The organism is Bacillus sp. SCT118 (genome assembly GCF_058566435.1).
On the sequence record NZ_CP191225.1, the window covers coordinates 3152786 to 3178098 of the forward strand.

The following is a 25313-nucleotide window of genomic DNA, read 5'->3' on the forward strand; positions in this document are numbered from 1 at the left end:
CTCTCTCCTGCCGCTTGTTTTCACCCTGCGTGATCACGCACTTCTAATGTGGCTTTCTTCTGTTTTGGCTGATAAATCTTCCCCACAAATAAATAACCGTATTTGAATTTATTCAGTGCCCATGAGGTCAGAATCGGGCCGGCTGTGCACACGGCAAACAACAGGAGAACAGCCGGTACGGCAGGAATCCCGGGCATATTTAAAAGCAAAACGTAGCCTATGATCATAAAATAAGCATGAAGCAGATAAATCGAAAAGGAATAGTTGCTGATAAACATAATGATTTTCGGCACATGCTTCATTTTAGAAAACAAGTGAAAGCACAGGAAAATCATGCTTGTCGAATACAGCATGATATCAGGCCGTTTCGAGCTGATCATGCCGATTTCACCGACATAAGAAACAGTGACAACCAGCGCAGCAGAAGCTAGCGCGGCGCCGTATATCACTAAGCGGTATTGGTTCAGCAAGGCTAAAAAGCGCTTATACTCCTTTCCGCAATAGTAGGCAAGACAAAAGTAGAAAAGCCAGCCTGCGAACGGAACCCAGAAGAACGGAAACCCACCGCCCTCTTCTGAAGCGGGAGCCGGGCTGACTGCTGAAAAATAGCTTAAATAGGCGGCTGTCACCACAAATGAGATGGACAGCACCCATTTCGGCGATGCTTTTTTCAAATACTCATGAAACATCATATGCAGCATGTAAAATTGAAAGATGACGAGAATGAAGTATCCGATAAAGTTTCCTAACAATACGTTCGCCAAATACTTTTGCACGATCGCGAGAAAGGTGATCTCTCCCCCCATCGCACTGGTCATCAGCAGTGCATCGATGGCCGCGATAAATAAAAAAGGAACGAAAATCACTTTTCCCCGCTTCTTTAAAAAACCGTTTGGCACCCCGTCAGGATAAGAACGGGCCAGCAAAAATTCAGAGATGAAAATGAAGGCAGGCGTGCTGAACATCAGGAGTGTGCGGAAAGAATCTACGGTGTGAGAAATATCTGCGAGAGCTTCTGCCTGAAGCATCAGGACCATTGAAATGATATGGAGCAAGACGACACTTAAGCACGAAATGCAGCGGATCATAAAAATTTCTTTAATTTGCATAACAGCGCTCCTTTTATTTCAAATTTTTAGAAATCGATGGTTGTACCTTAACACACACGATTCATTTTAAAAAAGAGACTGATGTCTTATCTTTCTCTATGCATGAAAGACTAGCAGCCATTCATATCCATGATTTTTTTAATAGACATTCTCCAGCCATTTGTCCCGAACATTCAGAGTGCGATGTTTAACACGTGAAAACAAAGTCCTATTCATATATTTGATCCCGCAAAAATTGCAAAATGCCTTTCTTGATCATAATCCAATCAGCATCACGTTTCACCCGTTTCATGTACCAGGCGGGCGCATCAGCCGTATAAAACACGTGAGCCGATTTTGCTTTTCATAACCCTTTAGGAAGCAGCCCTCGGTTTCTCGTTCATGTTTGATATCAGACCTCCTGATCTCACCGCCATACCTCAGAGTCCACCAGTGTATATGACTGACTGGCTTTCGAAATTTGGTGAACTTTCCCTTTTAAGCTTTTTCAAATACGATATTCTTCATTTTGATATGAGTGATTACTCACTTTACAACCTTCCCTGTCCGTGGTAATTTATTGATGAGTGATTACTTACTTTAATAAATAAGGAGGCAGATCAATATGGACGTAATAGAAATGCGAGATGTCAGCAAACGATTCAGCAGCAAAACTGTTTTAGAACCGTTTACCTTTTCTGTGAATCAGGGAGAAATCTTTGGATTGCTGGGCCCCTCCGGATCAGGAAAAACAACACTGATTAAAATGATGATCGGGATGCTGAAGCCATCCACCGGCACAGTTGCTGTGTGCGGAACACCGATGCCAAATTTGAACATGTTTCATCGGATCGGTTATATGGGCCAGTCTGACGCGCTTTATGAAGACTTGACCGCAAAGGAAAATCTTTCATTTTTTGCCGGGCTGTTTGGAATGAAAGGAAAACGAAAGCGTGAACGGATGGATCAAGTTCTTCACTTGGTTGACTTGACTGAACATGCCGAGAAGAAAGTAAGTGCTTTTTCCGGAGGGATGAAAAGAAGGCTGTCCCTTGCGATAACACTCGTTCACGAGCCGGACGTTTTTGCTCTTGATGAGCCCACTGTCGGAATTGATCCCGTTTTGCGCCGGTCGATCTGGGGTGAACTCGGCCGTCTGAAAGAAAACGGAGCCGCCATTCTTGTGACGACACATGTTATGGATGAGGCTGAAAAATGCGACCGCCTTGGACTGATCAGGGATGGCCGAATGATTGACAGCGGTTCGCCTAAAGAACTGATGAATAAATACAAAGCAGCATCTATTGAAGATGTCTTTCTTCTTTCTGGAGGGAGTGCAACATGAGAGTGACTGTACTTGCCGTAAAAATCATTCTGCAATTTTACCGGGATAAACGAACGCTGCTTTTGATGCTGCTGGCTCCGCTTTTGGTCTTGACTTTGGTTCACCTCATCCTTGATCATAAGGAGGACTCATTTCATGTCGGAGGGTATCATCTGCCGGACGAAATGACGCAGCAACTGGAGAAAAAAGATATCAAAGTGACAGAATTTTCGAATACCCATGCAAAACAGCATATAGATGATGAACAGCTAGACGCATTTATTTCATTCACAAATCAGCATATGAAAGTGACACTTGATGGCAGCCAGTCTAAGAACAAACAATTGCTTCAGATCATTACAACTGGAGGCAGTCAGCAAAAACAGCCAGCAGAGGTCTCTTATGCCTACGGCAAAGAGGATTTGAGCACGTTTGATTATACCGGTCCGACACTAATCGGCTTATTTATTTTCTTCTTTGTTTTTTTAATCGCAGGGATTTCTTTTTTAAGAGAACGGACGAACGGCACGCTTGACCGGATCCTCTCAACACCTCTGCGCCGCTGGGAAATTGTCGCCGGATACGGATTAGGCTTTGGCTTGTTTACAACCCTCCAATCTGTGTTGATCACTTGGTATGCTGTTCAAATTCTTGGATTGTATCAGGGCGGATCGTTCTGGCTTGTGTTAATCGTAACGGTAATGCTTTCTTTGACGGCTTTAACGCTTGGCACATTTTTATCAGCGTTTGCCAATAACGAGCTTCAGCTGATTCAATTTGTCCCTCTCGTCATTGTGCCGCAGGTGTTTTTCTCAGGTCTTTTTCCGATGGATAGTCTGGCCGGCTGGCTTCAGTCACTGCAGCAGATCATGCCTCTGTACTACGGAGCAGACGCCTTGAAGCTGATTATGATGAAAGGCCAAGGCATGTCAGAGATCGCAAATGATCTTCTTATCTTGGCGGGCTTCACCATTTTATTCGCATTCTTAAACATTCTCATACTGAAAAAATATCGAAGACTGTAAAAGAGGTGTTTTATGATTGACAAATCATAGTAAAAAAATCGCCATTATCGGAGGGACGGGTAAAGCAGGCCGTTTTATAGCCAGCCAGGCTCTTGCAAAAGGCTATCAAGTCCGTATGCTCGTCAGGCAGCCGGAGCGGCCCCCTCACATTGACGAGAGAATTGATGTCATTCGCGGAGATGCCCAGCACCCGCAAAGCATCCGCACGCTGCTGGAAGGATGCAGCGCCGTCGTCAATACGTTCGGACAGCCTGAAAGAGCCGTCCCGTTATACAGTACAGTGACAGAACTCATCGTTACTGTCATGAAAGAATACAACATAGACAGATATATCGGAGTGACTGGCGCTTCGTTAGATATTGAAGGTGACAGAAAATCATTGGTTTATAGAATAGGCGCGCTTCTCTTTCGCCTCCTCTATCCGCAAATGATTGCCGATAAAAAGAAAGAGCTTCATATATTATCACGCAGCGGATTGGATTGGACGCTTGTCCGACTTCCTTTTGTAACAGATGCTCAGACTCAGGACGCTGTAAAAGTTGATTTCTTCAATTCGCCGGGAATGAGAATCACCAATTTAGATATTGCAGCATTTTTAGTTCAGCAGATTGAGGGTCATTCCTTTTCACAAAAAACACCCTTTATCTCAAATTAACAGCGGGATTGGTTGTGTTCCCTGTCCGCCTTTTCTATAATAAAGGGAACAGGCTTTCAGAAGGAGTACGAACAATGGATGCGAAATCTCTTGAAGAATTATTGCATATAGAAGGCGAACAAATAAAAATGAGCGAAAAACAGCGGCACATTCTGAGTGCGGCTATTGAAATGTTTGCTGAAAAAGGATTTGCCTCGACATCCACAAGCGAAATAGCCAAAAAAGCCGGCGTTGCTGAAGGGACGATTTTCAGGCATTATAAGACGAAAAAGGATTTGCTGCTGTCAATTGTGATGCCAACGGTGACAAAGGTTGTTGCCCCTGCTTTCGCCAAAAATTTCAGCAAAGAAGTGTTTGAGCAGGATTATCCGTCATATGAGGTCTTCATTCGGGAAATGCTGAACAACCGCTTTGAATTTGTTAAAAAGCACTTCCCCGTTTTGAAGATCTTTATTCAGGAAGCCTTCTACCAGGAAGAATTCAGAAAAGTGTACAAGCAGGTCTTCAATGAACATGTGTACGATAAGTTCAAGCACATTATCGAGCATTTCCAAAGCACCGGCGAACTGCGGGACCTTCCGGCGGATACCATCATCCGCACGACGATCTCTTCTATCATCGGACTTATCATTACCCGGTTTTTGCTGATGGGAGAGGAAATGGATGAAGAGCTTGAAAAAGAGCGGACGATTCAATTTATTTTGTACGGGGTCACACAAAAAAGATGAGCACTGGCTCATCTTTTTTTGAGAATTACGATATACAATTAGGATAGTATTAGAAGGTATTTACCTCATATAAGAGCCTGCAAAAAATCAACTCAGTTTTCGTTCTATCTTCCTCCTCATTTCAATCGATCAGAAAACAATAAAAACCTGCTGTATTAACTAACAGCAGGTTTCAAATCACCCGTAGATTTTCAAGCATTAGTTTGTATTTAGTCCCCCGCCATTCAATCCTTCTTTGATATAGCCGTTAACTTGGCTATTAGAAAGCAAGCCAATATGGCCGATGCCATAAAGCTGAATATTTCTTGCTCCTTGTAACCGAGACAAGCTATTGATTACAATTTGATCATTGAGACTGTAAATAGATGTATAGAGGATCTTTTGGTTAGGATCTGTACCCGGCAGCGCGGTTGATGACACTAAACCATTAGCCCCTCCAAGCGTTACGACATTTTGAATCTTATTGCCCCCGCCTAAATATTTAATATAGTACAGCGTATTGGCGCCTCCCATACTATGAGCCACAATATCTACTTTTTTTGCCCCCGTCTCTTTTAAAACACGGTCAACATATGAAGCAAGCTGCGGGCCGTTATTTAGGTTGTTTCCTGTTTTATCATAAAAATCAATTGCGTACAGTTTGTTGCTTTGCCAGCCTTGAGAAATTAAGTAGTTTTTAATAGCGAAAAAGTTGTATGATGCACCACTTATTCCATGAACAAGAACGACAGGATTATGTACTGATTCAGCTTTTGCGCCAGACGGCGGAGCGGCTAAAACAGATAGAATCAGCGATAAACAAATAATGAATGCCATAAGTACTTTTTTCACGTTTATTCCCCCTTAAATTGTTGATACCACCAATTTCCTATTATACATAAAAAATCAATATAGTTACTATTTTTTCTGAAAATTAAATTTAAATCTCTTTTATATTATCGACGGAGATAAATCGGATTCCTTCTGACATCCCTTTTATTTTCATTTCCAAAGTGGCCCGGTTGTGTTCCCTTCCTCCCTTTTCTATAATAAGGGGAATAGGCAGTTAGAATCACAGTTGAGCACCGGCTCATCTGTTTTGCGAAACAGCCAGACACGGAGGATAGCATGAGAGTATTAAAATACGCCATATTAGGGCTTTTGCGAAAAGGCGAATTGAGTGGATACGATATTACGAGTTATTTTAAAGAGGAGCTCGGCCAGTTTTGGAGCGCCAAGCACAGCCAGATTTACCCTGAGCTCAAAAAGCTGACGGATGAAGGATTTATCACGTTTCGGACAACGATTCAGGGCACAAAGCTGGAGAAAAAGATGTACACCCTGACAGACAGCGGAAAGCAGGAGCTGCATGCCTGGCTGATCCGCCACCAGCCGATACCCGAGACGGTGAAGGATGAATTTATGCTGAAGGCTTATTTCATTTCTTGTCTATCGCGCCAGGAGGCTTCTGATTTGTTCAAAGACCAGCTGCAAAAACGCCAGGCCAAGCTTTCTGACTTACAGGGAAGCTATGAAAAGCTTATGGCTTCAGCAGAGCCGATGTCATTTTCTTCACCGGACTTCGGCCACTATCTTGTGCTGACGAAAGCACTGGAGCGGGAGAAAAATTACGTTTCATGGCTGGAATCAATTTTAGCTATGATAGATAAGGATTAACCGGGAGCGGCCTTCAGGCTGCTCCAATACGTAATGCGGGGGGAGAACGATGAATGTGACATTGCACGAATTAACAGGGGAACTGATTCGAGTGGTGCCGATGGACAAAAGCCATATTCAAGGTTTATATGAAGCGGCAAATGATGAAAACATCTGGACCCATTTACCGAAAACGATCACAACACTGCGTGGTACGGAGGCTTTTGTTGAGGAGGCGCTGCAAACGAAAGAAACAGGAACAGAATGTCCATTCGTGATTATTCATCGTAAGACTGGAAAAATGGTCGGCACGACACGTTTTCTGTATATGTCATCCGCTTCAAGGAGCCTTGAGATCGGCTGGACGTGGTTTCACCCTTCAGTGTGGGGCACCTCAGTCAACACTGAATGCAAATATTTGCTGTTACAATATTGCTTTGAACAGCTGAAGACGATTCGGGTGCAATTCAAAACGGATGAGCGGAACATCAGATCACAAAAGGCCATTGAACGGCTGGGGGCAATTAAAGAAGGCATATTGCGAAACCAAATGATCAGAAAAGACGGAACATTCCGCAATTCGGTATTTTATAGCATCATCGACAGTGAGTGGCCATCCGTGAAACAGCATTTGGAACGGAGGCTGCATCTGTCAGAAAAAGAAACAAAATAATTGCAAAAATCATCTGTCCGAGGGACAGATGATTTTTTTTAGGCTCGGAGCGCCTTAAGCCCCGCTGCGAAAGTGATTGCTGCAAAAGCAAGCAAGATGCCGCAGATTCCGAGAATATCTGTGACGCTGGCACCGTTAGCGATAATCTCCGTCAGCCCGCTCATCGCCCACTTTTGCGGAAGAAATTCAGCGATGGATTGCATAAATTTCGGTTCAATGTCGATCGGCCAATACATCCCGCTAACCATACATGTTGCGATGACGAACAAGTTGCCGAACGCAAGCTGCTGTTCTGGCGTTCTGACATTGGCCGCAATCATCAATCCGATGCCGACAACGGTCAATAGAAAAAGTGACACTAATACAATAACCGCAGCCGGATTCCCCCAGTTGATGCCAAACAGCCAATGGGTTGAAAGAAGCAATATGCCAAATTGAATCCAGCCAATGACAAAGAAGGAAAGCACATACCCAGCACCGATTTCAGCTCGGCTGACAGAGGCTGTAAGCAATCTGGACCAGATGCCGTTTTTTCTTGCTTCTAAAATGGTTCCAGCCGCTCCCATCATGGTCAGCATGACAAACAGGATGGAAAAACCTGCTGCTCTGGAGGCTGTGTCACTTGCTTCCGCACCCTCTTTTTTATCACTGAGCGTCTGTCGTTTTACAGCCGGAACTGTATCTTCATGTTTTTTGGCGAAAACCGTTTTATACGCCGCCTTCCAGTTCTCTCCCGCTGTCTGAGATGCTGTTTTCGCCGCGGTCACCTGAATATTGAGCGTTGCCAATGTGCTTTCTGCATATTGTTTGACCATAGGCGCTTCAGACAGCTCAGGGCCGTGACGGAAAATCAGCTCAGGTTTTTTGCCTTTTTCCAGATGTGTCTGGAACGAGCGGGAAATGACGATGATCCCGGCAATTTTCTTTTGTTTCAGCTTTTCTGACGCTTTGTTTTCAGGCACGTTTTCGAATGTATACATATCATCGTGTGCCTTCAGCTGCCGAATATAATGCTGTGAGAGAATCGTATCGTCCTGATCAACGATTGCAAGCCGCACCTTATCATCATTGCCGCCGAGCATACTCCCAAATACAAAGGTAAGCAAAAGCGGGGCAGCAAACATGATCAAATAGTTCTGCGGCTTCTTAAAAATGAGAGAAAGCTCAATGCCGCAAATGGCTATGATTTTTTTCACCCTAGTGTACCTCCTTATCTTGTATGAAGCCGTCTGATACCAATTACAAGTGAACAAAGGCCAATCGCCGCAAAAAGAAGCACAGGCTTTTGAAGGTCAGCCCAGCCTCCCCCTTCCATTAAAGAAAGAAAGCCGTCAAGCGCCCAGCGATTTGGCACCGCTTTGGATATAGACTGCAAGACGTCCGGAAATTGGTACAGCGGCAGCATGGACCCGCCGAGAACCGCAAGCAATTGAATGCCGAAGCCGCCTATCGCATCTGCAGATTTCATATCGCTGATGCACGACGCAAGCAGCATTGAAATGCCGGATACAGCTGCGGCGTAAGAAAGCCCGAGTACACTCACAAACAGCAAATTGCCGCCCCAGTCCACACCAAAAACATTGATTGTAACGATCAGAAATATGAAAAATTGCATGATGGCAAACAGATACGTCCCAAGCCATTTTCCGAAGAGAATGACGGATTTTTGCGCAGGCGTCATCAGCATTCTGGCAAGCGTCTCCGTATCCTTTTCCTGTAAAAACGATTTCGCCCCGACTGTCATATGAAACAGCATAAACATGCAAAGCATTGCCGCCGAATAGTATTGAAAACTGGTAACGGCCTTGCTGCCGACAGATTTTTCTGCAATAGTCAGCTTGTCACCTGTTTCTTTTTCAAGCGTCTTTGCCAGCTTTTCTGCAAACTGTGCAGGGTCAAGTTTTCCTTGTTTTACAGCTTCCGTTTTGCTGATGTAGTCCATCGAGGCTGACGCGGCTTCCTTTACCGCTTTATATTGCTCTATAAAAGAGCTTGCAGCTGTTTCGATGATGGAACTTTTCAATGTTTGATCAGGAGCGGCATAAACAACAGCTGAGGTTTTGCCGGCTTCCCAATGGTTCGGGATGACGATACCTACATCAACTTTCTTTTCATCAAGCAGTTTTTTCATCTTGTCTTCGCTGCCGGCTTTTGTGACCTTTATTGACTTTATTTTTTTAAGCACATCTTTCGTAAACATGTTCGCTGCATCTGACTGGTCTGGTTGAACGTAGCCGACTTTGATGTCATCAATCCCGCTGCCTCCGTCAACAACTGATCCGAGCGCCGCGCCTAAAATACAGGTTAGGATCAGCGGCATTAGGATAAGCATCATAAACCCTTTTCTGTCCGTGATTCTGATTTTGACATCTTTCCATGCGATCCATATGCTTTTTTTCATGGCCGTCCCTCCTAATCCCGCAACGTGCGGCCGGTCAGATTCAGAAACAGGCGCTCTAGATTCGGTTCCTGCACCTGAAGAGACAGCAGGTTTGTATGATGGGCAGCGGCTTCCGCAAGCAAACTGGTGACGACTTTCTCATGATGGGCCGCAGAAATGTCAATTTTGAGCTCTGACTCCTGGACTGTTACATCATTGACATGAGCCAGGGAACGGATCGCCAAAAGAAACGTTTCATCAATCTCGCTGACCGTGAGCTGAATGATGGTATCGCCCCCAAGACGGCTGCACAAATCAGTTTTTGTACCGATTGCAATCATTTCCCCCTGATCAATAATTCCGATCCGATCGCATAAAAACTCAACCTCTTCCATGTAATGACTCGTATAGATCACCGTCATGCCCGTTTCGTTGAGCTGTTTGACCGTTTCTAAAATGTGATTTCTCGATTGAGGGTCAATACCGACAGTCGGTTCATCCATAATCAGCAGCTCGGGCTTATGCATTAAAGCCGCACCGATGTTGATTCTTCGTTTCATCCCCCCGGAGAACGTTTCAATCTTATCTTTAGCCCGCTCAGCCAGACCGACATATTCAAGGACCTCAGCTGATCTTTTTTTGGCCTCACCGTGCGTAAGTCCGTACATTTTCCCCCAAAACATAAGATTCTCATGAGCCGTCAGCGTCGGATATAATGCAATTTCCTGCGGAACAATGCCGATTTTTTGTTTCGCTTTGGCCGTTTCTTTTCCGATGACATAGCCGCCCACCGTGATGTTCCCGCTGTCATGCGGCACAAGGCCGGAAATCATCGAGATGGTTGTGGACTTCCCCGCACCGTTTGGCCCGAGCAGACCGAACGACTCCCCCTTTTGGAGGGAAAAAGAAATACCTTTCACGATTGTTTTTTTTCCATATGCCTTTTTGATGTTTTCTGCTTGCAGCACGTCGTCTCACTCCTTTTTTTGATCCATTGCCATTGTAGAAGAAAGAAAGGCGTGCGGCATGTAGCGGCAGATAGAACATAGGGCATGAAAAAAAGGCCTGTAAAAGGCCTTTTCAGAGAAGCGTATATGCAAAACGTCATATGTCAAAAGACAGATACACCATATCTGACCGAGTAAATGGCTGCTTGGGTTCTGTCCCTGACAGCCAGCTTGCTGATGATATTTGAAACATGATTTTTGACTGTGCCTTCTGTAATGTAAAGCTTTTCGGCAATTTCTTTGTTATTCAGCCCGTACCCCAGCTCAGCCAGAACTTCGAATTCGCGCTCGGTCAAGTCGAGCAGCTCCTTAGGTTTTTCTATCTCATTTATTCCTTTCAGCTGTTTTTCACGTTTCCATTCGTTCAGCATTTGGGCAGTCAATTCCGGAGGAAGCACCATTCCGCCAGAATGAACAGTCATCACCGCTTTTACAATCGTATCTGCCGACATATCCTTCAATAGGTACCCGCTTGCTCCTTCTTCAAGCGCTTCAGCAATCAGCTCTGAGTCCTTGAAGGTTGTCAGCATCAAAACCTTTACGCCGGGCAGTGAGCTTGTGATTAATTTTGTTCCCTCCACCCCGTTGGAAACCGGCATGCGGATGTCCATTAACACGATATCCGGCTCCAGCTCTTTCGCCTTTTCGAAGGCTTCCTGTCCGTTTCGCGCCGTTGCGATCACATCGAGCTCTTCTCGGAGCTGTAGCAAGGATGCCAGCCCTTCTCTGACGATATCCTGATCGTCGGTAATGATGATCTTAATCATGATAAACTCTCCTTTTGCTGCACGGGTCTGAAGCTCCATTTTTTATTGGCAAGTGAAAATTCTGCATTCACAGTAAATCCTTGATCCCGTTCGCTTTCAAAGCGGATCATACCGCCATGTTCCGCTGCCCGCTTTTTCATATTCAAGAGACCAAATCCAAGTGCTGCCTCGGGATTGCCTTTTCCGTCATCCTTAATGACAAGGCTGATGCTGTCCGTTGTGCAGGCAAGCTGTATCGAACAACCTGCGGCGCCGCCGTGCCGTTTGGCATTGGTCAGTGCTTCCTGCACCGTTCTGATCAGGGTCGGATGGAGAGACAGCGGGATAATTGCAGGATCACCGCTGACCGCAAATTCTGTTGTGACTCCTGCATTTTTGCAAAAGTCCTCTGTCAGCTGTTTCAGCGATTCGATTAGCGAAGGATCGTTTTCAGTTTGCAGAGTGCGTACTGATAAGCGGACATCATCAAGCGCTTCACGGGCAAGTGTTTCACAGACACCTACTGTCTCATCCGCTTTTTGGCTGTCTCTTTTTTGCCATTCACGCAAAAGCTGCAGCTGGACGAGAAGGGCCGTCATTTTATGCCCCACTGTATCATGGATTTCCCTTGCCATTCTGTTCCGCTCGTAAATGGCGGTCAGCTCTTCAACCTGCTTCGCATATAAATGCAGCTCCTGATGTGCGGAAGACAGCGCCAAGTGGGATTCTGTCAGTTCCCGGTACTGCTGTTTTGCCGTTTCCTGCGCATCCGTCAGCTTGCGGATTAATTTGCCCACGACACCGCAGAAGACAACGAATGTCATGCTGATGCAATGATCCATCACATATTCATCACCAAGCATATGATATGTGCGTAATAGAACAATCAGCCACATCATAAAACAAAAACACAGGACAGACCATACAGTTTTCCGGTCAAATCCCTTCAGAAAAAAGGTAACTGCAACCGGGCTGAGCAATGTAATATATAAACCTGTACCCGGAAACATGAAACCGAACGAAAAGCCAACTGCAATATCAATTAGACAAAAAATAATTGCATATTTCTGTATCCTTAATAAGAGATGATTTGCTAAGAATACACTTGCACCGCCAGCGATGAACAAATACTCAAACCAGCTGTCATCCTCTACAAGAAAAAAATAAACCGAACAGCTTACCATTAAGGTGAAAATCCTAGTAAAAAAAAGAGCCTTCACGCTCATCACTCCCGATACCCAATTCCCTTTTTATCATACCTGCCTGAGGGCATTTTTGACAGGAGTTTCTGGAAAATAAAAAATCCCCCTGCCGTTTTTTCGGCAAGGGGATTGCAGTTAAATCACAAATGTAATATAGGCGCCGGAAACAGGGTCTTTCACACGAAAGCTGTTTTCCTTCTCTTCAATCGAATACCCGGCATGTTTGACTCGGTTTGCCACTAAGTCCAGCTCCTCTTGGTGAGGCAGGACAACAGTGTAATAGTCTAGTCCGCTGGCATTTGTCGGTTTAGGCGGCGCATTTCTTCCCGCCCAAATGTTTAAGCCGATATGATGGTGGTACCCCCCGGCTGAAACGAAGAGGGCGGACATGCCCGCATAGTTTCCGACAATGTCAAAGCCCAGTACATCTGTATAAAACGCCTTTGCTTCTTTCAAATCACTGACATGCAGATGAATGTGTCCGATGATTGTATCGTTCGGAAGCGATGTTTTCCGCTCATCTCCTGCCTCTTCCAGAAGGCCCTCAATGTCAACAGCGGTTGTCGTCATGACGTAGTTTCCTTCCAGATCACGCTGCCACGTGCTGCGGGGGCGGTCAGCGTACATTTCAATGCCGTTTCCGTCAGGATCAGACAGGTAGAGCGCTTCGCTGACAGCATGGTCTCCATGTCCGATAGCAATGCCGTGTTCAATCAGGCGGGCGAGTGCGATCCCAAGTTCTTTCCTGTCCGGAAGAAGAATCGCAAAATGATAAAGGCCTGTCACAGACCGTTCAGGCAAGACGACAGCGCTCGGATTTTCTTCAAGAATAAGCAGGACGCGTTTTCCGTCAGCCGTCAATTCAGCTTGGCGATCCGTCTTTTTTAAGACTTGAAAACCGATGACGTTACAGTAGAACTGAAGGGAACGCTCCAGACTGCGAATTGTGAGTTTGGCGTAGCCAATGTGTGTATCCTCATGAATGCTGGTCATGCTGTATGCCTCTTTTCTTATGCTGAAACGTTTTCGTTCTTTTTTCCTTTAAACACAAATGGGTCCAGCGCCAGGAATCGACTTCCAGTAAGCGCCAGGTGAATGGATGTCAAAAGCAGAAGGTAATCAAATTCTGCATTGCCCATGAATGGCGCTTTCAGCTTAACAGTGATGATGGCGCCGATCAGTGTAAGAGCGAACAGGACACCGACAATACGTGTAGCCAATCCGAAGAAGACAAGCACTCCGCCAATGAGTTCAATCGCTGCGATGACATACGCCATAAAGCTTGGAAGGCCTATGCTGCCGAAAAATTGGATGGTGCCCTCCATCCCCTGAAACTTTGATAAACCGTGAACAAAAAAGATAATACCTGTAATAACTCTTAAAAGTAATGTGCCAATTTCAAATGATTTATTCATTTTATCCTCCTTGATAAATGTTATCACTTACTTAATGTAAGCTAGTATATATACATAACTTGTTTACGTCAAGTAATTTTGTTACATTTCACGAAAATGAAATAAAAGTACTATAAAACTGTAACAAAAAAGACCTCTGTGCAGGACAAAGGTCTATTTCTCAAATTGGCTTTCAGATAAGTCACTGTAAAATCCTTTTTGCCGAATCAGCTCGTCATGGCTGCCTTTTTCAATCATTTCACCGTCTTTAAGCACCACAATCTGGTCCGCTCTTTGAATGGTGTTCAGCCTGTGGGCAATGATGACGCTTGTTCTTCCTTCCATTAAACGGGCGAGCGCTTCTTGAATGTTGACTTCTGTAACGGTATCAATGTTGCTTGTCGCTTCATCCAAAATGAGAAGAACCGGATCGGCAAGCACCGCCCTCGCTATAGAAATCAACTGCTTCTGTCCTTGACTGATGCCCGAACCGTTTTGCGTCAGCACGGTGTCATACCCTTTTGGCAGCCTTTCAATAAAACTATGGGCATTCGCTGTTTTTGCAGCGGCTTCGACTTCCTGATCAGAAGCATCAAGCCTGCCGTAGCGAATGTTTTCTCTGATCGTTCCCTGAAATAAGAAAGAATCCTGAAGAACAAACCCCATGTTTTTTCTCAGGCTCGCTCTAGTAAGGGTTTTAATATCTGTACCGTCGATTAAAATTTTTCCTTCGTTAGGCTCGTAAAAACGGGCGAGCAGGTTGGTGACGGTTGTCTTCCCCGCCCCCGTCGGTCCGACAAACGCAATGGACTGCCCCGCAGGCACGGTAAACTGTAAATGCTTCAGTGTCTGCTGCCCTTTATCGTAACCGAAGGACACATCCCGGAATTCAATGCTGCCTGTTTGGATGGGCTGATGCACGGCGTTCTTTTCATCCTCGCGCTCTTCTTTTTCATCAAGCACGTCAAACACCCGTTCAGCGCCGGCGATTGCGGACAGCATCGTATTAAACTGGTTGGCCAGATCGTTTAAAGGGCGTGTAAATTGCCTTGAATACTCGGCAAAGACGACGATGGAGCCGATCGAGATCCAGCCTTTCAGCGCAAACAAACCGCCGATTGCCGCTATCATTGTAAAACTTAAGTTATTCAAAGAGTTCATGACCTTCGGGATAAACCCGGAAATCGTCTGCGCCCAAAAGCCCGACGTCTTGAGTGCAGCGTTTTTTTCGAGAAATTCAGCAGTAATCTGCTTCTCACGTGAATATGCTTTGATGACCTTTGCGCCTGAAACAGATTCCTCAATATACCCATTCAGATCACCAAGGTTTTTCTGCTGTTCTTTAAACAGCTTTCCCGTTCGGTTGGTGATCCATTTCAGGCTCGCTGCCATCACCGGAATAATGGTCAGCGTAATCAATGTAAGGAGCGGGCTCATGTACAGCATCACCGCAATCGTCCCGACAAAGGTGATCACGCTTGACAAAATTTGAATGACTGACGTGTTTAAGGTAGAACTGACATTTTCGATGTCATTCGTCACCCGGCTCATCAGCTCGCCGTGCCGCTGTTTATCAAAAAATGGAATCGGCAGCTCATGCAGATGGGTGAACAATTCGCTTCTCATTCTGAAAACCGTGCCCTGCGAGATCGTAATCATCCAATAGTTTTGAAACCAAAGCGACAGGGACTGAATGATATAGATAGCAAGCAGAAGAAGCAAAACGGGAATCAAGCCGCTGACCGTTTTCCCGACGATAAAATGGTCGATGGCCTTTCCGATCACAAAGGGGCCAAGGAGCCCGAATATGGCGCTGATGACAACCATCAGCATGACAAGGATGAGCAGTCCTTTTCTTTCAGCCAAGTAAGACCAGATTCGTCTCAGTGTGCCCTTTGTATCCTTTGCTTTCGCCCGCTTTTTCGCGCTTTCTTTTTTGTCAATTGGCAGTTTGGGATATTGGAAAGGCTTGCGGATGTCTTTTAGCATGACTCGCTCCCCTCCCTTCCGAATTGTGACTCGTAAATGCGCTTGTATAACTGAGATTCAGAAAGCAGCTCACTGTGAGTGCCTTTTTCAATCAGTTCGCCGTCCTCAAGCAGCAAAATCTGATTAGCTTTCATCGCCGTGGTTATTTTTTGTGTAATGATCAAAGTTGTGCAATGGTATGTGCTGATTGCTTCAAGCAGCTTCGCCTCCGTTTGCAGGTCAAGCGCGCTTGTGCTGTCATCTAATAGAAGGATAGCCGGTTTTCGAATCAGTGCCCGCGCAATGGAAATTCGCTGTTTCTGGCCGCCGGACAGGTTGACGCCTCTTTGCCCCAAAACAGTGTCATATCCATTTGGGAGCTTCAAAATCGTTTCATGAATTTGCGCATGTTTGGCCGCATCCATTATTTCATCTAGTGAAGCATTTTCTTTGCCCCAAGCGATGTTTTCTTTGATTGTGCCGGAAAACAAGAGGACTTCCTGCGGTACATATCCAATTTGCCTGCGCAGCCCTTCAGCCGGAAAATCTTGAACCGGCTTTTCATCTATGTAAATGCGGCCTGAATCCGGCTGATAAAGCCGCGGAATGAGCTGAAAAAGCGTGGACTTGCCCGAGCCCGTCGCACCGAGAATCGCGATCGTTTCTCTTGGCTTTGCGGAAAATGAGACATTCCTGAGCGCTTCTCTGTCCATTTCAGGATAGCGAAAGGATACATGCTGAAACTCAATCCGTCCTGACAAACGATCAGATATGATGCCTTCCTCCCGCTCGTCGCCTTCTGTTTCAAGCACCTCACCGATTCTATCCCCTGAAGCCTTCGCCCGGGTGAAAATCATAATCAAAAACGGAAACATCGAAAGCGCGCCCGTAATTCGTGTTGCGTAGTTAATAATCGCAACAACATCGCCGACCTGAGTGCTTCCGCTCGTAATACTGTAGGACCCCGCCCACAAAATCAAAAGGATGCAGAGATTCATTAGCAGCATCAGTACAGGCATCGTGAATTCCACAAGCTGAAAGGCCGAAACCGTTTTTTCCATCAGCCTTGTGTTGGCTTTGATAAATCGTTTGACTTCGTGGCTGCCGCGAAGCAGCGCTTTGATCAGCTTGATTGCGATTAAATTTTCCTGCATGATGGTGTTCACTTGATCCAGCCTTTTCTGCACTGAGCGGAACAGTGCTCCGCCTTTCCTTAATACCCATAGCAAAAACAAGATCAGGATCGGAATGGTCACAAGCAGAAAAAAGCCGAGTTTCACATTAACGGCAAGCGACAGCACAATGCCGCCTGCAATCATTAAGGGAGCCCGCAGCATAAACCGCAAACTCATAAAAATCATATTTTGAACCTGTGTGACGTCGTTTGTCAGCCTTGTAATATAAGAAGAGGACGAAAACTGTCCAAATGTGGGATAGGAGAAGGACTGGATTTTTTGAAAAAGCCCTTTTCTCGTATCATAGGAAAAGCTTTGGCTGACATGGGCGGCATAAAAGGAATTCAGCATCCCCGCCGCAAAGGATAACACGGTCAGCCCGATCATGACCGCGCCCCATATCCATACATGCCGCAGATCTTGCTTCAATATCCCATCGTCGATGATTTTTGCAATCAATAAAGGCTGCATCAGTTCAACTGCAAGCTCCGTCAACATAAGAATCAGAGCGATTCCCGCCAGCAATGAATATGGTTTTAAAAACGACAAAGCCTTTTGCATGTAAAAGCCTCCAAACCCCTTTTTACTCGATTGTCTCTTTCTTTACTTTACTATGGCGGTCTTTTTGACGGCAAACAAAAACCCTCCCGAAAAGGAGGGCTGTCTTTATTGATTCAATATTTTTTCCACACGCTCCCGCATCTGCGGTACGCTTAATCCGATAATTACCTGAAACGCCTTCCCGTTCCTGACAACGCCGTGTGCGCCAAGCGCGCGGAATACGCTGTCGGGCTCAACCTTTGTTTCATCCTTGACACTGACTCTGAGGCGGGTGGCGCAGTTTGTGACTTCAGTGATGTTGTCTTTTCCGCCCAGCGCTTCAATATACAGAAAAGCGGTGTCATCAGCCGTTTCAGCAGCGGAGGCCGTTTCCTCCTTGTTTTTTCGTTCTCTATATTCCTTTTTCGAATATAGCTTTGTTTCCTGCTGTTCATCCTTTTCCCGTCCTGGTGTAGCGATATTGAATTTGAGGATTAAAAATCTGAAGACGAAAAAATAAATTGCTGTAAACGAGAGCCCGATCAAAATTTGATACACATATGTCATACCGTGGCTGCCAAAGAGCGGAATCCAGTTCAAGGTTACCGCCTCAATCAGCCCGCCTCCCATATTTCCTACGACGCCGGCCATATACATAACTGTCGACATTGTGGCGGCAAGCACGGCGTGAACCGCAAATAAGAAAGGTGAAATGAATAAGAACGTAAACTCAATCGGCTCTGTAATCCCGGCGACAATCGCTGTCAGTGTGACAGGAATCAGCAGCCCTGCGACGAGTTTTTTCTTTTCCTTTTTGGCTGTCACATAAAAAGCCAGAGCGATACCCGGAATACCGAAGATTTTCGAGTTGCCGTGAAGCGCGAATCCGCCTTGCGGAAAGAGCTCCTTCAGCGGTTTGGCGCTTTGCGAATATTCGCCAAGATGCTGTGCCCAATACGTGACGATCCCGCCTTCCGCTACAGCCGGGCCATAAATAAACGGCGTGTAAATAAAGTGATGAAGGCCAGTTGGAATTAAAATCCGTTCCAAAAACGTGTATATCCAAACGCCCACCGCCCCAGAAGCAACCAGGAAGCTTTGAAGCGAGCCGATTCCCGATTGAACCATCGGCCAAATATAAGACACAGCCAAGGCAATCGGAATCATAATAAAGAAGGAAATCATCACGATATATGTTGAGCCTTGAAAGATGCCGAGAAAATCGGGCAGTTTTTTATCAAAATAGCGATTATGCAAAAAGACGACAATCGAAGAAATAAAGATGGCCCCGATAATGTTGGTGTCGAGCGTTTTAATGCCCGCAATCATCGTTAACCCGCTCGTTCCGCCGACCTCTTGGTTCATGTCGACGCCAAATGCTCCTCCCCATACCGTCAATATCGCGCTGACAAAATAGTTGAATGTCAGGTAAACAGTAAGCGCTTCCAAACAAGCGCGTGCCTGAGCTTTCTTCGCCAAAGCAACCGGGATGCCAATGGCGAATAAGAGCGGCATTTGGTTAAAGACAGTCCAGCCGCCCTGCTCAATGATATACCAGCACTGATACCAAAAACCGTCAGGATCGGCGAGCGGGCCCATGAGGGTTTTATTTTTAAAGAGCGTGCTGATACCGACGATAATGCCGGCGAACGCGAATAATAAAACAGGCACAAACATCGCGCTTCCAAAGCGCTGAATTTTTTGCATCATACCAGAACCCCCTGCTACTCATTGTCATTTTTTTCTGCCTCTTTGTAATCAACATATGCGCGGAACAATGCTTCGCCAACGAGAAAAAACGGTGCAAAAGCGACAATTTCCGTTTTATCGCTTAATGTCACAGGTTTACTTGTCGCATAAAGATTATGCGGAGTCAGCTGGGCGAGGACATTGTTTTTTAAATTCGTAATGGAAATAAAGGGAATACCCTTTGCAGAAAGCATTCTTGCCTGAGGAATCAGCTCCGGTGTTTCTCCGGAAAGAGAAATGATGATAAACAGATCGTTTACTTTAAAATCATCGCGCATCAAATTAAATTCATTTGTGTCTTCAATCAAAATAAGATAGCGATGGCGCGGAATAAACATTCTTTGCAGGTCGCGGGCGCATATCTTTTGCGCATTTCCTGAACCGTAGACGAAAATGCGGTCCGCTGCATCAATCAGCTGGCACATGTCCGTCATGTCCTTTGTCCGTAAGAACTTCAAATTTGCTTCAATATCATCAAGCAGCTTTTGAAAACTCATACTCTCGCCTTCTTCCGGCTGATCTTCCCACTTTAAAAAGACGCGAAATTCACTGTAACCGCTGAAACCGAGCTTTTGGGCAAGCCGTAAAATTGAGGAACGCGATACACTGCAAGCTTTGGCCAGCGCGTCGATTCCAAGGTGATAGCATGTGTGCTTATGATTCAATATATATTTTAAAATATGAAAATCGTTGTCATTCAATTTGCTGTAGTGCTGATTGATCAGTTCTTCGAGCTGCATATCAGATCCCCCCATTTTCTTTCTATTATATACAATTACAGATTCGAAAATGGGGGAATTTCAGTTATGATATGCGGGTCGGACTTTGATCAAGCTCAGGCCAGAAGTCTTTGTTGGCCTCCATTAAATCCTCGAGAATGAGTCTTGCCACACGCGCGTTCGGCACTGTTTTTGACAAAATTAGCGCCTGCCACAGCTTTTGGAACGATTTCTCCGCCCACGCTTCAACAGTCAGCTTCTCAACGGATACCTGCTGCTCCATAAGCCCTTTTTGGAATTGCGGAATGGTGCCGACGGTAATCGGTTCAGGCCCATTTGAGCCGACAATGCATGGCACCTCGACCATCGCAGTCGGGTCAAAGTTCGCAATTGCGCCGTTATTTTCAACGATCAACAGCATTCTTTCACCTGTGTTGTAGGCAATCGCCCGGGCAAGATCAACGATATATGATGCGTGGTCATCGATTTTGATTTCGCTGTTTTCCGTGGACTGCTCACGTGTAATCATGTCACATTGGCTGAAAATAAAAGCTTCGCGCCCTTCCATCACTTCATTTGCCCGCGTATGATTCGGATTTGATTTTTTCACCATATCATCCGGGAACAAATAATATTGCAAATACGTATTCGGCAGTGTGTCAGGATCTGCGGCCTGCACGTCACGCGCTTTGGCGAATGTGTCATTCCAGCTCGCCTCCACCGCTTCAGCCTCTGTTTTCGGAATATAGCCGTATTGAGATACATGCTCCTTCAGCTTCGGCATTAAATCGTTGCCCTCTTGATCCTGAATTGATGTCCACCAGCCGAAGTGATTTAATCCGTAATAGCGGACCTTCATTTCTTTTCTTGAGGATAAGCCAAGAATTTGCGCCATCCGGTCTTCGATCCCAACCGGCATATCACAGATATTGAGAATTTTAGAATTCGGTCTAAGGCGTCTCGTAGCTTCAGCCACAATCGCCGCCGGATTGGAATAATTGAGCATCCACGCATCAGGCGAGTATTTTTCCATGTAATCTAATATTTCAAGCACACCGCCGATCGAACGCATACCGTATGCGATCCCGCCCGGCCCGCACGTCTCCTGGCCGACAACTCCATACTTCAACGGAATTTGCTCATCAAGCGCACGCATCGCGTATTTCCCTACTCTGATGTGCGCCATAACAAAATCGACATCTGTAAAAGCTTCTTCCGGGTCAGTCGTCGCTGCAAATTCAATATCCGGCGCTTTTTCTCTGATAAAAACGTCACAGGCACCTGCAATTCGATCCTGTCTCTCCTTATCATTATCATACAGCTTCAGCTTTCTGATCGGAAACTCCTCCAAATGGTCCAAGAGCATGAGTACGATCCCTGGAGTGAAAGTGCTCCCTCCGCCCGCTATTACGATTGAGAATGATTTTTTCTTCATATGACGACCTCCTTGATAACGTTTACAATTCCATTTATACCATGAGATAGCCCGTCCCGTAACACGTTTGGCGCACTTAGGTCATTTGATCAATTTTAGTGTTTTTTCCCATAGAGCGGGAAATTTCTCATTTGCCTTATGTCTGAGAGATTTGTTTTTTTTACCTTTTTTGTAATCTTAAAGTCTCACCAACTGTGAATTTTAAGTGAATATACGCCCTTCCAATTCTTATGAAAAGGTTCTTTTGTACGATTCGGATGCATGCCGAATTATTTATAATCATTTATATAAAACATCCAATTGTGCGTGAATTTAGAAAAGGCAGGGGACAAAAGTTGGACTCATATAAAGTCATTGAGCTGGCAAACAAGTACAGTGCGGCCGCAGAAGAGGTCAGAAGCTCCAAAATGCTGCTTGAATCCCGGTTATCTGCATTGGGAGATGCTTGGCAGGGAAAAGCAAGAGATTCATTTGACCAGGATTTCGAGGAAACGAAAGCCGCCTACGATCAATTCGAACAGGAGCTGCTTGAAACAAGCCAAGAGCTGAAGGCTGCCGCTGTCAAAATAGAAGAACGAAAAGCTGAAATTGCCAGAATGGAAGAACTGGAGCGTAAAGCAAGAGAGGAAAGACATAAACTCGGGAGGTGAACGGTGTGTCAGGAAACATTGCAGTTGATCCGGATAAGCTCGAACAGCTTGCAAATGATGTAGTCACTGAATTAACTGATATGGAAAACAAATATAAGGACCTGCATGTGGAGCTGGGGCAGATGATTTTGCAATGCGATCCCCGCTACAGCAGCTGTTTTTCCGGAGTCGGCGATGCGTGGAGCTCAGGAAAAGCGCTCGTCACTAAGCTGAGTGACAATGAGATTTTCATCAGAAAAACGGGCGATAAATTTGTGGAACAAGATGATATTTTGCGAAAGCTCTACAATGCCTACGACAAATACGGTACGATGACAAGCTTAACCGCTCTTATGCTGACACAGGGAAAATATTACGGGTTAGGGCTTACAAAATTTGTGAAACAGCCAAGCGGCTTGCATACAGCCCAGCACTCAAAACTGCTCTTGGATATTTCCAGGGCTGTTGACAGCTCACGTTATCAAAAAGCGGCAAGAGTGCTTTTGAATCCTAAATATTTGTTGAAAAAGACAAACCGTCCATTTTCAGATTTGGTACATAAAAAGTTTACAAAATACTTCCCTCAGGACACGGTGGATTTTTCAAACAGCGTCAGAAGCTACACAAAAGGATTTCTTAATGAAGCCGGCGTACGCTCCACTTTGAAGGATGTGGGAAAAACGGGCTTGAAATTCGCGAAAGGAAATGCCATTACCGCCACACTGATTACCGGTGCGACCGAAACATTCGGAGCAGGCGTGAAAATTGCTGAAAATTATGCAAAATACCAGGACAAACCCGAAGTTCTCAAGCGTGAAAACGCCAAGGCTGTCGGGAATGCTGTGAATAATACGATTTTTGTTGCCGGCGGTGCCACAGCTGGTGCTGTCATCGGCGGTGCAATTGGAAGCTTTGCAGGACCTGTGGGTACTGTCCTTCTTGGGGCAGCAGGTTCATACATTGGCGGAGTCGTCGGAGAACAAATCGCCAAATATACAGCCGGTTTTGCCGAAAAAGCAGCCTTAAAGCTGAAAGAACCGATCCATGCTGTCGTTGATACAGCCAAAAAAGGGCTGGAATCCGCCGGCAAAGTCGTCAAATCAGTGAATGACGGCATAGATGCGGCGAATAAATCGATACATAAAGGGATAGACAGCGCGAAAAAAGGAATGGAAAAAGCAAAGAAAACAGCGGATTCGCTTATACACGGCGCAACCCATTTCCTTAAAGGGAAATTTTCATTTGGATAGGAGAATAAACAATGAAGCAGTTTACAATTAGCATAGAAGAACTCTTGTTTTGCTTTTACAGCGAAGGGTTTTTTGAACAGGGGATGGCCTTGAAGCAGGCCTATTTTCCGGAAATAGAAGATGAACAGCTCGGCGCTTTGTTCGAAGCAGCTTGCCGCTCACTCTTAGCTAAGGATGCAGCGGAATATCGGAACCATCAATATCGGTTAAAGGACGAGTACTGTCCGTTTATCCATGTATTAAACGACGCTGACTATACAGTGAAGCTTTCTAAATTTAACGGGCAAGGCGCCGAACAGAATGTGTCCTGCCATGTATCAAAATTCGGCACCTACTCTCACGAACTCCTTTTTGATGAACAAGTCCATCGCATTACAAAAATGGAATCAAGTGAAGGGTTACTTGCTAAGACAGATGAGTTTTTACATATAATAGATATAGAGGATAAAAGAGAATCGATTGTGACATTGACATCAAATGAATTTGAAAAACTCTTGGAGGGCGCTTCAGACAACCCTTCATATCTAAAAGAGTTCCTTGAAAAACATGACCACCAAGAGGACGTTACCCGATTTGCAAATGATCTGGCTTTGCGGAAAGGGAAAATGGATACACTTATGCGTCTGGCATATGGCAAAGATAACACTCCTGAAGTGGCTGACATGGCATTTGTCCTGCCGGGGGCCCACCATACTTGGCTTGTCACAGGCATCACCCAGAATGAATTTTCTATCCTCCCTGCTCATAAAGATGTTGTAAATCAAATCATTTCAAAATGATAAGAATTGAATTAACAAAAGGAGAAAAGCATTGAAAAACCAAGAAATCATTGAAGTCAAAAGCAAAATGTTCCTGAGAATATGGGCTTTTGTCGGATCTGCCGGTATGGGATTAGCATGTTTGTGGCTCTTTTATATGGGTATTACGTTTCAAACGAAATATTACCTATTAGCCATTCCTGCTGGCTTTCTGTTCACCTTGTTTTGTTTATATTTATTTATCATCTTCTTTCCGGCTTTCACCCCGCGGGGAAATACCATTTTCCGCATCAAGACAGGAAAAAATGGAGAAGTGTTCACTGACAAAGTGTCTGTTACGTTTACTGATATCAAGAAAATTGAGATGAGCCGCCATAAATTTAGTCTTAAAGGAATTTTCCAGGAAGATATATTGATCCAAACCGTTGATCAGAAGACCATTCGCATTCCCACTTGGAACATCATTCCGAATCCGTTGTTTTTCGAAGCGGTTGAACGCTATATCCTTCCCCATCTGAATGAAGAGGCGAAAAGCAATTGGATCGGACAGTTTACAGACATCCAACGCAGTGCGTATTTGAAGGAATTTGAGAATCATCCGAAGCTTTAAAAGCTCTCCTCCTCTATAATGAAAGATAAATGCAAATTGAGGAGTGCTCATGATGCTGATTACCATTCTTTTATTTCTCGCGGCAGGGCTTGCCGAAATTGGCGGCGGATATCTGGTTTGGCTATGGCTGAGAGAGGCAAAGCCAGCCGGCTACGGAATCGCCGGGGCGCTGATCCTCATTGTATACGGCATTCTTCCTACGTTTCAGTCCTTCCCATCCTTTGGCCGTGTATACGCCGCTTATGGCGGAGTATTCATCGTGCTTGCGATCCTGTGGGGATGGCTTGTTGACCGGAAAACACCTGATCTGTATGACTGGATCGGCGCATTCATTTGTCTCATCGGTGTCTGTGTTATTTTATTTGCGCCGCGCGGATAACAAAATGGCCTGCTTATGAAGCGGGCCATTTTTGTTTAATCCTCTTTTAAGTTAGTCAGCTGCACTTCATGCTCCTCTTGCGGTTCGTCAAGCGGATAAATTCTTGCTGTTCCGTTTTCTTCATTCACGTGCTGAATGTATATAGGAACGCCGTTATATGTTACTTTCTTCATGTCGGGAGATTCTACAATTTCTTTCGCCCTTTGAATATTCATCGTAACACCCTCCTTCAATACATAACGTT

26 protein-coding genes are annotated in these 25313 nt (G+C 45.2%); 11 read left to right on the forward strand and 15 right to left on the reverse strand.

Translation table 11 applies throughout. The features are described 5' to 3' along the window. Window positions 1–20 precede the first annotated feature (20 nt). Window positions 21–1109 (reverse strand): acyltransferase family protein, encoded by a 1089-nt coding sequence (locus ACQVGT_RS16245; RefSeq protein WP_015383137.1) that lies wholly within the window; start codon window positions 1107–1109, stop codon window positions 21–23. Window positions 1110–1713: 604 nt separating this feature from the next. On the opposite strand from ACQVGT_RS16245, the gene ACQVGT_RS16250 reads away from it, so the two are divergent. The 4 genes from ACQVGT_RS16250 to ACQVGT_RS16265 all read left to right on the forward strand — a co-directional run bounded on the left by ACQVGT_RS16250 (window position 1714) and on the right by ACQVGT_RS16265 (window position 4820). After that, complete coding sequence (locus ACQVGT_RS16250) at window positions 1714–2433, forward strand: ABC transporter ATP-binding protein (protein ID WP_015383136.1); 720 nt, start codon at window positions 1714–1716, stop codon at window positions 2431–2433. Beyond that, the gene (locus ACQVGT_RS16255; RefSeq protein WP_015383135.1) at window positions 2430–3437 is read left to right on the forward strand and encodes an ABC transporter permease; all 1008 of its coding nucleotides are present in this window, start codon (window positions 2430–2432) and stop codon (window positions 3435–3437) included. Before ACQVGT_RS16250 ends, ACQVGT_RS16255 begins: the two co-directional genes overlap by 4 nt. Window positions 3438–3453: 16 nt before the next feature. Further along, a complete protein-coding gene (locus ACQVGT_RS16260) occupies window positions 3454–4092 on the forward strand; it encodes an NAD(P)H-binding protein (RefSeq protein ID WP_015383134.1) in 639 nt (212 codons plus the stop codon). A gap of 74 nt (window positions 4093–4166) precedes the next feature. After that, window positions 4167–4820 carry a TetR/AcrR family transcriptional regulator gene (locus ACQVGT_RS16265; protein ID WP_015482970.1) on the forward strand — a complete coding sequence of 218 codons (654 nt, stop codon included), beginning with the start codon at window positions 4167–4169 and terminating at the stop codon, window positions 4818–4820. Window positions 4821–5018: 198 nt separating this feature from the next. On the opposite strand, the gene estB is transcribed toward ACQVGT_RS16265, so the two are convergent. Continuing rightward, window positions 5019–5651, reverse strand: coding sequence for an esterase EstB (gene estB, locus ACQVGT_RS16270; RefSeq protein WP_003243184.1), 633 nt, complete (start codon window positions 5649–5651; stop codon window positions 5019–5021). A gap of 276 nt (window positions 5652–5927) precedes the next feature. Between estB and padR the strand changes: the two genes are divergently transcribed. Together padR and ACQVGT_RS16280 are read left to right on the forward strand one after the other, a co-directional pair. Further along, window positions 5928–6476 carry a transcriptional regulator PadR gene (gene padR, locus ACQVGT_RS16275; RefSeq protein ID WP_015482969.1) on the forward strand — a complete coding sequence of 183 codons (549 nt, stop codon included), beginning with the start codon at window positions 5928–5930 and terminating at the stop codon, window positions 6474–6476. A 49-nt stretch (window positions 6477–6525) separates the two neighbouring features. After that, window positions 6526–7128, forward strand: a complete 603-nt coding sequence (locus ACQVGT_RS16280; RefSeq protein WP_015482968.1) for a GNAT family N-acetyltransferase — start codon at window positions 6526–6528, stop codon at window positions 7126–7128. A 38-nt stretch (window positions 7129–7166) separates the two neighbouring features. Here ACQVGT_RS16280 and lnrN read toward each other — a convergent pair whose 3' ends face one another. The 12 genes from lnrN to glvA form a co-directional block, all read right to left on the reverse strand. Then, complete coding sequence (gene lnrN, locus ACQVGT_RS16285) at window positions 7167–8324, reverse strand: linearmycin resistance permease LnrN (protein WP_015383132.1); 1158 nt, start codon at window positions 8322–8324, stop codon at window positions 7167–7169. A 14-nt stretch (window positions 8325–8338) separates the two neighbouring features. Continuing rightward, complete coding sequence (lnrM, locus tag ACQVGT_RS16290) at window positions 8339–9529, reverse strand: linearmycin resistance permease LnrM (protein ID WP_015383131.1); 1191 nt, start codon at window positions 9527–9529, stop codon at window positions 8339–8341. Between the two features lie 11 nt (window positions 9530–9540). Beyond that, window positions 9541–10476 (reverse strand): linearmycin resistance ATP-binding protein LnrL, encoded by a 936-nt coding sequence (gene lnrL / locus ACQVGT_RS16295; RefSeq protein ID WP_015383130.1) that lies wholly within the window; start codon window positions 10474–10476, stop codon window positions 9541–9543. A 143-nt stretch (window positions 10477–10619) separates the two neighbouring features. Beyond that, a complete protein-coding gene (lnrK, locus tag ACQVGT_RS16300) occupies window positions 10620–11282 on the reverse strand; it encodes a two-component system response regulator LnrK (protein WP_015383129.1) in 663 nt (220 codons plus the stop codon). Next, window positions 11279–12481: a sensor histidine kinase gene (locus tag ACQVGT_RS16305; RefSeq protein ID WP_041517763.1), complete on the reverse strand. Its 1203-nt coding sequence runs from the start codon at window positions 12479–12481 to the stop codon at window positions 11279–11281. Before ACQVGT_RS16305 ends, lnrK begins: the two co-directional genes overlap by 4 nt. Before the next feature lie 117 nt (window positions 12482–12598). Continuing rightward, window positions 12599–13456 (reverse strand): catechol 2,3-dioxygenase, encoded by an 858-nt coding sequence (gene catE / locus ACQVGT_RS16310; RefSeq protein ID WP_015383127.1) that lies wholly within the window; start codon window positions 13454–13456, stop codon window positions 12599–12601. Window positions 13457–13473: 17 nt separating this feature from the next. Further along, a complete protein-coding gene (catD, locus tag ACQVGT_RS16315; RefSeq protein WP_015252533.1) occupies window positions 13474–13878 on the reverse strand; it encodes a DoxX family oxidoreductase CatD in 405 nt (134 codons plus the stop codon). Between the two features lie 153 nt (window positions 13879–14031). Then, complete coding sequence (locus ACQVGT_RS16320; RefSeq protein ID WP_015383126.1) at window positions 14032–15846, reverse strand: ABC transporter ATP-binding protein; 1815 nt, start codon at window positions 15844–15846, stop codon at window positions 14032–14034. Continuing rightward, a complete protein-coding gene (locus ACQVGT_RS16325) occupies window positions 15840–17561 on the reverse strand; it encodes an ABC transporter ATP-binding protein (RefSeq protein WP_015383125.1) in 1722 nt (573 codons plus the stop codon). Before ACQVGT_RS16325 ends, ACQVGT_RS16320 begins: the two co-directional genes overlap by 7 nt. A gap of 105 nt (window positions 17562–17666) precedes the next feature. After that, window positions 17667–19250 carry a PTS maltose transporter subunit IIBC gene (gene malP, locus ACQVGT_RS16330; RefSeq protein ID WP_015383124.1) on the reverse strand — a complete coding sequence of 528 codons (1584 nt, stop codon included), beginning with the start codon at window positions 19248–19250 and terminating at the stop codon, window positions 17667–17669. Window positions 19251–19264: 14 nt separating this feature from the next. Further along, on the reverse strand, window positions 19265–20029 hold the full coding sequence (gene glvR, locus ACQVGT_RS16335) for a MurR/RpiR family transcriptional regulator GlvR (protein ID WP_015482966.1): 765 nt from the start codon (window positions 20027–20029) through the stop codon (window positions 19265–19267). A 64-nt stretch (window positions 20030–20093) separates the two neighbouring features. Continuing rightward, complete coding sequence (glvA, locus tag ACQVGT_RS16340) at window positions 20094–21443, reverse strand: maltose-6'-phosphate glucosidase (RefSeq protein WP_014476180.1); 1350 nt, start codon at window positions 21441–21443, stop codon at window positions 20094–20096. Between the two features lie 335 nt (window positions 21444–21778). On the opposite strand from glvA, the gene ACQVGT_RS16345 reads away from it, so the two are divergent. Genes ACQVGT_RS16345 through ACQVGT_RS16365 form a run of 5 tightly spaced genes read left to right on the forward strand, consistent with a single transcriptional unit; the run spans window position 21779 to window position 25069 of the window. Next, entirely contained in the window at window positions 21779–22093 is a 315-nt protein-coding gene (locus ACQVGT_RS16345) for a WXG100 family type VII secretion target (RefSeq protein ID WP_003243177.1), read from the forward strand. A gap of 5 nt (window positions 22094–22098) precedes the next feature. Next, window positions 22099–23322 (forward strand): hypothetical protein, encoded by a 1224-nt coding sequence (locus ACQVGT_RS16350; protein WP_015482965.1) that lies wholly within the window; start codon window positions 22099–22101, stop codon window positions 23320–23322. Window positions 23323–23333: 11 nt separating this feature from the next. Further along, window positions 23334–24101, forward strand: a complete 768-nt coding sequence (locus tag ACQVGT_RS16355) for a YfjC family protein (protein ID WP_015383121.1) — start codon at window positions 23334–23336, stop codon at window positions 24099–24101. Between the two features lie 31 nt (window positions 24102–24132). Next, a complete protein-coding gene (locus tag ACQVGT_RS16360; protein WP_003244496.1) occupies window positions 24133–24690 on the forward strand; it encodes a YfjD family protein in 558 nt (185 codons plus the stop codon). Window positions 24691–24739: 49 nt separating this feature from the next. Continuing rightward, a complete protein-coding gene (locus ACQVGT_RS16365; RefSeq protein WP_015383120.1) occupies window positions 24740–25069 on the forward strand; it encodes a YnfA family protein in 330 nt (109 codons plus the stop codon). A 35-nt stretch (window positions 25070–25104) separates the two neighbouring features. Here ACQVGT_RS16365 and ACQVGT_RS16370 read toward each other — a convergent pair whose 3' ends face one another. Then, window positions 25105–25284: a small acid-soluble spore protein H gene (locus tag ACQVGT_RS16370; protein WP_015383119.1), complete on the reverse strand. Its 180-nt coding sequence runs from the start codon at window positions 25282–25284 to the stop codon at window positions 25105–25107. Between the last annotated feature and the right edge of the window lie 29 nt (window positions 25285–25313).

Coding starts and splice junctions, on each gene's coding strand:
- ACQVGT_RS16245 (WP_015383137.1), bottom strand. CDS start 1,109: ATGCAAATTAAAGAAATTTTTATGATCCGCTGCATTTCGTGCTTAAGT.
- ACQVGT_RS16250 (WP_015383136.1), top strand. CDS start 1,714: ATGGACGTAATAGAAATGCGAGATGTCAGCAAACGATTCAGCAGCAAA.
- ACQVGT_RS16255 (WP_015383135.1), top strand. CDS start 2,430: ATGAGAGTGACTGTACTTGCCGTAAAAATCATTCTGCAATTTTACCGG.
- ACQVGT_RS16265 (WP_015482970.1), top strand. CDS start 4,167: ATGGATGCGAAATCTCTTGAAGAATTATTGCATATAGAAGGCGAACAA.
- padR (WP_015482969.1), top strand. CDS start 5,928: ATGAGAGTATTAAAATACGCCATATTAGGGCTTTTGCGAAAAGGCGAA.
- ACQVGT_RS16280 (WP_015482968.1), top strand. CDS start 6,526: ATGAATGTGACATTGCACGAATTAACAGGGGAACTGATTCGAGTGGTG.
- lnrM (WP_015383131.1), bottom strand. CDS start 9,529: ATGAAAAAAAGCATATGGATCGCATGGAAAGATGTCAAAATCAGAATC.
- lnrK (WP_015383129.1), bottom strand. CDS start 11,282: ATGATTAAGATCATCATTACCGACGATCAGGATATCGTCAGAGAAGGG.
- catE (WP_015383127.1), bottom strand. CDS start 13,456: ATGACCAGCATTCATGAGGATACACACATTGGCTACGCCAAACTCACA.
- catD (WP_015252533.1), bottom strand. CDS start 13,878: ATGAATAAATCATTTGAAATTGGCACATTACTTTTAAGAGTTATTACA.
- ACQVGT_RS16320 (WP_015383126.1), bottom strand. CDS start 15,846: ATGCTAAAAGACATCCGCAAGCCTTTCCAATATCCCAAACTGCCAATT.
- ACQVGT_RS16325 (WP_015383125.1), bottom strand. CDS start 17,561: ATGCAAAAGGCTTTGTCGTTTTTAAAACCATATTCATTGCTGGCGGGA.
- malP (WP_015383124.1), bottom strand. CDS start 19,250: ATGATGCAAAAAATTCAGCGCTTTGGAAGCGCGATGTTTGTGCCTGTT.
- glvR (WP_015482966.1), bottom strand. CDS start 20,029: ATGCAGCTCGAAGAACTGATCAATCAGCACTACAGCAAATTGAATGAC.
- glvA (WP_014476180.1), bottom strand. CDS start 21,443: ATGAAGAAAAAATCATTCTCAATCGTAATAGCGGGCGGAGGGAGCACT.
- ACQVGT_RS16355 (WP_015383121.1), top strand. CDS start 23,334: ATGAAGCAGTTTACAATTAGCATAGAAGAACTCTTGTTTTGCTTTTAC.
- ACQVGT_RS16365 (WP_015383120.1), top strand. CDS start 24,740: ATGATGCTGATTACCATTCTTTTATTTCTCGCGGCAGGGCTTGCCGAA.
- ACQVGT_RS16370 (WP_015383119.1), bottom strand. CDS start 25,284: ATGAATATTCAAAGGGCGAAAGAAATTGTAGAATCTCCCGACATGAAG.